Origin of the sequence: Janthinobacterium glycogeni (genome assembly GCF_051380725.1) — a bacterium.
GTDB lineage: Bacteria > Pseudomonadota > Gammaproteobacteria > Burkholderiales > Burkholderiaceae_D > Janthinobacterium.
This window is the reverse complement of record NZ_JBNYXP010000003.1, coordinates 525,683-534,044: the sequence shown is the minus strand read 5'-3', so window position 1 is coordinate 534,044 and position 8,362 is coordinate 525,683. Positions and strand designations below refer to the sequence as shown.

5 protein-coding genes are annotated in these 8,362 nt (G+C 62.6%); 3 read left to right on the top strand and 2 right to left on the bottom strand.

From position 1 onward, the window contains the following. The coding region (locus tag ACQ4W4_RS10875; RefSeq protein ID WP_436542027.1) for a transposase at window positions 1-255 on the bottom strand (255 nt) is incomplete at its 3' end. A 284-nt stretch (window positions 256-539) separates the two neighbouring features. On the opposite strand from ACQ4W4_RS10875, the gene ACQ4W4_RS10870 reads away from it, so the two are divergent. Next, window positions 540-842, top strand: coding sequence for an HNH endonuclease (locus tag ACQ4W4_RS10870; RefSeq protein WP_436542009.1), 303 nt, complete (start codon window positions 540-542; stop codon window positions 840-842). Between the two features lie 184 nt (window positions 843-1,026). Here the strand turns inward: ACQ4W4_RS10870 and ACQ4W4_RS10865 are convergent, their stop codons facing one another. Further along, window positions 1,027-2,652, bottom strand: coding sequence for a response regulator (locus tag ACQ4W4_RS10865; RefSeq protein WP_436542008.1), 1,626 nt, complete (start codon window positions 2,650-2,652; stop codon window positions 1,027-1,029). A 350-nt stretch (window positions 2,653-3,002) separates the two neighbouring features. Here ACQ4W4_RS10865 and ACQ4W4_RS10860 point away from each other — a divergent pair, with 350 nt between their 5' ends. Together ACQ4W4_RS10860 and purL are read left to right on the top strand one after the other, a co-directional pair. Then, complete coding sequence (locus ACQ4W4_RS10860) at window positions 3,003-4,067, top strand: GGDEF domain-containing protein (protein WP_436542007.1); 1,065 nt, start codon at window positions 3,003-3,005, stop codon at window positions 4,065-4,067. A gap of 184 nt (window positions 4,068-4,251) precedes the next feature. After that, on the top strand, window positions 4,252-8,289 hold the full coding sequence (gene purL / locus ACQ4W4_RS10855; RefSeq protein WP_436542006.1) for a phosphoribosylformylglycinamidine synthase: 4,038 nt from the start codon (window positions 4,252-4,254) through the stop codon (window positions 8,287-8,289). The last annotated feature ends 73 nt before the right edge of the window (window positions 8,290-8,362 follow it).

Genomic DNA, 8,362 nt, shown 5'->3' with positions numbered 1-8,362 from the left:
AATGGACTTCTCCCGCTCGAGACGCTCAATACGTGCTTCGAGTTCCTGTATTCGCTGCTGATCTGGCGTCATTGCCTTGCTCTGCGGCGTGATGCCTTGCCGCTCCAACTGCAGCTGCTGCACCCAGCGGCGCAGCACCGATTCGCCGATGCCGACCGACCGGCTTGCCTCCACGTGGCTGTATCCTTGATCCAGCACCAAGCATGCTGCCTGTTGTTTGAACTCAGGGGAAAACGTACGTCTTTGCTTGCTCATCAAACACCTCTCCATGGCGAGCATTCTCGCCTAAATCAGTGTCCGGGTACATTAAACCACTACAACTGCATCGCCAGCGTGGAAAAATCTGCCATCCCATCGAGCGCTCCCGGCAGAAGAAGGGCCAGACTGTTGTAGCCAACTGTGCCGTTATAACGCGCAAAAGCAGGCGCTCTGCCGCTGCTGCCCCGGTCGGGCTACTGGACTCGCTCCACCCCTGGGGTCGCGTTGCGCCAGGGGCGAATGATATAGTGGCGGGAATGTATACACTGAAAGAAACTGCCATGAAAAACGACGCAAGCACTCGCCCGCAAGCCAGCCAGGCACCTGCCAGGCTCAGCAAAGGGGACTTCGTTACCGCGCTGCGCAAGCTGCTGCAAGAAGAGGGAAAGGCCGGCAAGACCAGCGTGGATGTGCGCGCTGCAACCCTGCACACGGACGTCGGCGTGTATCCGGCGCGCGGCCACTCGATGCCGACCTGTTGCACGGTGATGTATGAAGAGATGCAGCCGGGTGACGAGATACTGCTGACGCCATCCGGCGGCAAGGGACCTACGCTGCTGGTACGGTATAAACTCCCGCGCTGAAGGCGCGCGGGCAAGGCGCGAGGACGATGCGTGGCGGGACGCGATGACGAACAACGCAGCCCCCGCTTCTGAGGCGCGCTTGCAGGAGAAGTATTCATCTACTGAGTTATATATGCTCTCGATACGGTGAGCATCGCCGCCCCCAGAGTGGGCTGCGCAGCAGGTTTGCAGTGCGTCCCTCAGATCAGGTCGCAATACCATACTTGTGCTGCGTAGCCGCATACTGCTGCCTGAGCGACTCCAGCTGCGGATGCCTGGGGTCGATCTTGCGGATCATCTGCATCTGGTGCTGCGCCTGTTCGGCCAGCGGGGCTTCCCAGCCCAGCATGTTGAGCTGGCGCAGGATGGCCTCGACGGAGGCGAACAGCACGGGCAGGTTGCCCGGCGTCTTGCGCAGGGCCTGACGCAGCACGAAGACGGCCCCCTTGAGCTCTCCGCTTTCCGCCTTGCTGGCCGCATCCTGCATCAATTCCTGCACCTGGTTCGTGATCTGCTGGCCCATGCCTTGCGCCAGGTCGTGGCGGCCCGCTTTTTCAAATACGTCGACGGCCGCTTCCATCGTTATGTCGCTGTCGGCTTCGTTGACGAGTTTCATCATGACGTCGGACGCCGCCTGTTCCAGGTTGTTCTTCAGGCAGCTTTGCACGAGGCCCACCTTCAGCTGCGTCGACAGGCCCCGCGCGTCGTCCAGGGCGGCGGCGGCCAGTTGCAGTTCGGTGGCGGCGGCGATGTCGTTGCCCGACAGTTCATGCAGCATGGCGGCCGAGATGGCGCGGCATGCTTCCACGTTGGCGCTGCCCCGCAGGGAGCGCTCCATGTCGCGCAGCACGCCGCTCGCTTGCGGCGCGTCGCCCTTTTTCACCAGCGTTTTTACCAGGTTGACGTGGTCTTCCGGGTCGCGGAATTCGGAGTACTTCGCTTTCGTCACGACCTGCTTGTAGGCCCGTTCGGCCGCGCCGATGTCGCCCGTGTCGAAGGCGATGCCGCCCAGGTGGCGCAAGCGGCGCACCATGTGCGGCGAGATGGCCACCGCGTCCTCGAGGATTTTCTTGGCCTGCAGTTGCTGGCCCATGGCTTCATGGTTTTGCGCCAGCAAGTCGTAGGCGGCCATGAAGCGGGGATAGGTCTCCACCAGTTCCAGCAGTGCTTCCTGCGCATCCTCATGGCGCTGCTGTTCGAACAGGGTGCGCGCCAGGCCCAGGTGCGCCCAGGCCATGGGGCGCGTGGCCAGCATGTCGGCGTAGAGCTGTTCCGCTTCCTTCCATTCATCCAGGGTGATGTGCAGCTCGGCGCGCAGGCGGGCGAAGTCGGCCGCCAGGCGCGGGTGCTGCAGTTCGGCCGCGCGGCAGCTTTTCACGGCTTCGCGCAAGTCGCCCTTGTCGATCAGCTGATACGTGGGCAGGAAAATGGCGCGCCGCTCGATGGCGCGCGCGATGCGGCCGCTCAGCACGTCGACGGTGAACGGTTTTAATATATAGTCGGACGGGGTCAGCTCGGCTGCGCTGATCACCTTGCTGTGGATGGCCTCCGAGGTCAGCATGATGAAGATCGTCCACAGGCCGATCAGCTTATGGTGGCGCAAGTCTTCCAGCAATTGCTGGCCATCCTGGCCGTCCGTGCCGCCGCCAAGGTCGTATTCGCACAGGATGATGTCGAACGGTTTCTTCGTCAGCAAGCGGATGGCCGTGCCGGCATTGACGGCATATTCCACCTTGGTGATGGCGGCCTGGTTCAGCATATTGTGCAGATTGCCCCGCATGCTGGGGTTCGGGTCGACGATCAGGACAGATAAGTCGCTAGTTTCTGGCATGGTTCAGCTCTCGTTCATCTGTTCGGTCATTTGCGGGAACTCTTCTTATATGTATTTGCCTGGCAGTATTGTTTTTTATCAGCATACTGCAAAGCCCCCCGACACTGCCAGTAAAATGCATGCAATTGGGTGCAGTGCGCGAGGGCGGGCGCGTCCAGCGCCGTCCGGCGTTGTATTTGATGACACGAGAGGCCTTTGCGACAGTGCGGGCGCCTGTTTTTGCGGCCATTCCATGACTACCGTGATAGTATTCTAAAATGCAACACCTGTTGCATGCCGCACCACGTCGCGGCAAGGCATGCGCAAGGCTTTAACGGGCGCTTTATCCCTCTCTGGTATCGATACCCGTCATGCGCGTTCCTGAACTGTCTACCTTGCGGCGCATTGCCGTTCCCCTTGCCTTTGGCGGCAACAGCGAACAGCAGCATACCTATTTTGCGGAACTGCACCGGGTCGGCCTGATCACGCAAGTGATGGGCATTATCGCCTTCAGTCTGGCCTGGCTGCTGATGCCGCCGGCCTACCATCCGAACCTGACGCACGCCGTGCTGGCCTTGCTGGGCATGTTGGCGAGCCTGGCCGTGCGCGCCCGCTGCACCACCTTGCCCGTGCTGACCATGACGGGCGCCTGCGCCGTGCTGGCCCTGACCTTCGGCTTGCGTACCATGGCCGACGCTGTCCACCACGCCAGCTTCTGGGTCCTGCCCGTGGGTGTTTTCATGACCCTGGCCATCGCTTCCATCTTCAATGGCGGTCTCAGCTACCTGGCCGTGGTGGCCGGCGTGTGGTGGAACGTGGGCCACGGCCTGTATCCCGTCAACGCTGGCTTGCCCGACCAGCCCTGGGTGCTATTGATGATCGCCGTCAGCGTGCTGTTCGGGCTGGCGCTGAATGTCAGCTTCAGCTTATTGCGACTGCGTAACTATCACGCCAAGGTGGAGTTGACGCGGATGGCCTTCCAGGACAGCCTGACGGGCCTCAACAACCGCCGCATGTTCACGCAGCGCGCCCAGCAGATGCATGGCGCCACCCACGGCGACATGCTGCATTTCCTGATGATCGACATCGACGATTTCAAGATCATCAACGATCAGCAGGGCCACGATGCGGGCGACGCGGTGCTCATGCGCACGGCCGCCATCATCGCCGGCAAAGCGCAGGGACACCTGTGCGGACGCCTGGGCGGCGAGGAATTCGGCATCGTCTACGCGGGCGACCGCGAGGCTGTGCGCGCCTTCGCCGGCGCCCTGGTCGCCGCCGTCAGCCAGGCTTTCCATGCTGCACAGTTCGTGTCGATCAGCGTGGGCGTGGCCGAGCTGGACCGGGGCAAGGAGCTGAGCCACAGTTACCGGCTTGCCGACGAGGCGCTGTACCTGGCCAAGCGCCAGGGCAAGAACCGCTATGTGATTGTCTGATCCTGTTGTTGCAAGTTGGCAAAAACTGCCGGTTTCACGGGCAAAATGGCCGGAAAGCCATAAGTTCCGGTAATAAAGCAGGGGTAAAACGGGTATAATGCGCGCAAAGGAAATTTGCCGTACGAAAGATATTGTCATACCTACCTTTAACCCGCAGCCACGCTGCATCAACCACCTTCCAATCATGTTGATACTGCCGGGTTCCAATGCCCTGTCCCATTTCCGTAGCCACCGTCTGTTAAGCCAACTGCAAGCCGTCTCGCCTGCGATCGTGGCCGTGCAAGCACGCTATGTCCATTTCATCGATGCCGGCGCGCCGCTCACCAACGACGACAGCACGCGCCTTGGCGCCTTGCTGACGTACGGCGAGCCGGCCCAGGCTGACAATACGGAAGGCGCCGCCGAAGAATTCTTCGTCATCCCCCGTTTCGGCACGATTTCGCCGTGGGCTTCGAAAGCCACCGACATCGCGCACAACTGCGGCATGGCGCACATCAAGCGCGTCGAACGCGGCATCGCTTTCCGCATCAACCTGAAATCGGGCATCCTGGGCAGCGCGATTGGCGCCGGCAAATTGACGGACGAGCAGGTACAGGCCGTGGCCGACCTGCTGCACGACCGCATGACGGAATCCGTGCTGCGTAGCGCCGACGACGCCAAGGACCTGTTCCGCACCCTGGAAGCGCGCCCGCTGGAATCGATCGACTTGCTGGGGCAGGGCAAGGCTGCGCTGGAAACGGCGAACGTCGAACTGGGTCTGGCGATGTCGGAAGACGAAATCGACTACCTGGACGCCGCCTTCACCAAGGCCGGCCGCAACCCGACGGACGTGGAATTGATGATGTTCGCGCAGGCGAACAGCGAGCATTGCCGCCACAAGATCTTCAACGCCGACTGGACCATCGACGGCGTGGCGCAGCCGAAATCGCTGTTCGGCATGATCAAGAACACGCACGAACTGCAGCCTAAGGGCACCGTCGTCGCCTACAGCGACAATTCCTCGATCATGGAAGGCGCGACCGTGTCGCGCTTCTACCCGCGCGGCGCCAGCCACGAATATGCGGCGTCGACGGAATTGACGCACACCCTGATGAAGGTGGAAACGCATAACCACCCGACGGCCATCTCCCCATTCCCGGGCGCTTCCACCGGAGCGGGCGGCGAGATCCGCGACGAAGGCGCAACGGGCCGCGGCGCCAAGCCGAAGGCTGGCCTGACCGGTTTCACCGTATCGAATCTGTCCTTGCCGGACGCTGCGCGCAGCTGGGAAACGGCCGCTTCCGTGACGGCGCCATTGGCATCGCGCGCGGACGCCGAACAATATGGCAAACCGGAACGCATCGCGTCGCCGCTGCAGATCATGATCGAAGGCCCGCTGGGCGGCGCCGCGTTCTCGAACGAATTCGGCCGTCCGGTATTGGGCGGCTACTTCCGCACGTATGAACAGAACGTCGGCACGGACAAAGACGCCGTCTTCGGCTACCACAAGCCGATCATGATCGCCGGCGGCATCGGCAATATCTCGGCGCAGCACACGCACAAGAACGACATCCCCGTCGGCAGCCTGCTGGTGCAGCTCGGCGGCCCGGGCATGCGTATCGGCATGGGCGGCAGCGCCGCCTCGTCGATGACCACCGGCAGCAACACGGCCGACCTGGACTTCGATTCCGTCCAGCGCGGCAATCCGGAAATGGAACGCCGCGCCCAGGAAGTCATCAACGCCTGCTGGCAAATGGGCGCGGACAATCCGATCATCTCCATCCACGACGTGGGTGCGGGCGGCTTGTCGAATGCCTTCCCGGAAATCACCAACGACGCCAAGCGCGGCGCGATTTTCGACCTGCGCAAGGTCCCGCTGGAAGAATCGGGCATGGCGCCGAAGGAAATCTGGAGTAATGAGTCGCAGGAACGCTACGTTCTCGCCATCGCGCCGGAAAGCCTGCCATTGTTCAAGGCCATGTGCGAACGCGAACGCTGCCTGTTCGCCGCCGTGGGCGTGGCCACCGAAGAGCGTCAATTGAAGCTGATCGACCCGGAACTGGGCAACGAACCGGTCGACATGCCGATGGACGTCTTGCTGGGCAAGCCGCCGAAGATGCAGCGCGACGTGGTCCACGTGGCCAACGATTTCCCCGCCATCGACCTGACCGGCATGGACTTGAAGGACGTGGCGCAAAAAGTGCTGCTGCTGCCGACCGTGGCCGACAAATCTTTCCTGATCACCATCGGCGACCGCAGCGTGGGCGGCATGACCGTGCGCGACCAGATGGTGGGACCGTGGCAAGTGCCGGTGGCCGATTGCGCCGTCACCACCATGAGCTTCGAGGGTTATCTGGGCGAAGCGATGGCCATGGGCGAACGCACGCCGCTGGCCGTCATCGACGCAGCAGCTTCCGGCCGCATGGCCGTGGGTGAAGCCGTCACCAACATCGCCGCCGCGGCGATTGCCGACATCTCCGACATCAAGCTGTCCGCCAACTGGATGGCCGCCTGCGGCCAGCCTGGCCAGGACGCGGCCCTGTACGACACGGTGAAAGCCGTCGGCATGGACCTGTGCCCGGCGCTGGGCATCAGCATCCCCGTCGGCAAGGATTCGCTGTCGATGCGCACGACGTGGAAAGACGAGGGCACGGGCGCGGCGAAATCCGTCACGTCGCCGGTGTCCCTGATCGTGTCCTCGTTCGCGCCGGTGACGGACGTGCGCAAGTCGCTCACGCCGCAGCTGAAAACGGACAAGGGCGACACGTCCTTGATCCTGATCGACCTGGGTCGCGGCAAAAACCGTTTGGGCGCCTCGGCGCTGGCGCAAGTCATGGGCCAGCTGGGCAATGAAACGCCGGACGTGGACAGCGCGGAAGACCTGAAAGGCTTCTTCGCCGCCATTCAAAAGCTGAACAGCGACGACAAGCTGCTGGCCTACCATGACCGTTCGGACGGCGGCCTGTACGCCACCCTGACGGAAATGGCCTTCGCCGGCCACACGGGCATGTCCGTCAACCTGGACATGCTGACCATGGAAGGCGAGCACTCGAGCGACTGGGGCGACGCCAAGAACTGGACCGGCCAGGTGGCGGAACGCCGCAACGAACTGACCCTGCGCGCCTTGTTCAGCGAAGAGCTGGGCGCCGTGATCCAGGTGCGCGCGGAAGAAAAATCGCTCGTCATGGACGTGCTGCGCACCTTCAATCTGGGCGCCTGCAGCCATATCATCGGTAAATTGAACGACCGCGACGTCATCGAATTCACGCGCGACGCCAAGCTGATTTATACCCAGCCGCGCGCCGAACTGCACCGCCTGTGGAGCGAAACGAGCTGGCGCATCGCCCGCCTGCGCGACAATCCTGCTTGCGCCGACGCCGAATACGACCGCCTGCTGGACGTGCAAGACCCGGGCATGTCGCCGATCGTCACCTTCGACCAGAACGAGAACATCGCCGCGCCATTCATCGCCACCGGCGTGCGTCCGCGCGTCGCCATCCTGCGCGAGCAGGGCGTCAACTCGCACATCGAGACGGCCTACGTCATGCACCAGGCAGGCTTCACGGCTGTCGACGTGCACATGAGCGACCTGATCGCCGGCCGTGTGAAACTGGACGACTTCCAGGGCGTTATCGCCGTGGGCGGCTTCTCGTACGGCGACGTGCTGGGCGCGGGCGAAGGCTGGGCGAAAACCATCCTGTTCAACGCCAGCCTGGCGGAACAGTTCGCGCGCTTCTTCAACCGCACGGACAGCTTCGGCCTCGGTATCTGCAACGGCTGCCAGATGATGAGCAATTTGAAATCCATCATCCCCGGCGCCCACGCCTGGCCTAAGTTCACGCGCAACAAGTCGGAGAAATTCGAAGGCCGCTTTGCCATGGTCGAAGTGATGGATTCCCCATCGATCTTCTTCAACGGCATGGCCGGCACCCAGGCTGGCATCGCCATCGCCCACGGCGAAGGCTACGCCGACTTCTCCCAAACGGGCGACATCACCCAGGTCACCAAAGCCATGCGCTTTGTGGACAACAAGGGCGCCGCCACCGAAGCCTACCCGTACAACCCGAACGGCTCGCCGGAAGGCATCACCTCCGTCACCACGCCAGACGGCCGCTTCACCGTGCTGATGCCGCACGCTGAGCGCGTGTTCCGCAGCGTCCAGCAGTCCTACCACCCTGAAGCATGGGGCGAGGATTCGCCGTGGATGCGCATGTTCAGGAATGCGCGGAAGTTTGTGGGGTAATTAGTTCGCTTGCAGGGCAGCGCTGGAGTTCAAGGCGCTGCTGCTGGGGTAGAAATGAGAAAGCCGCTGTCGG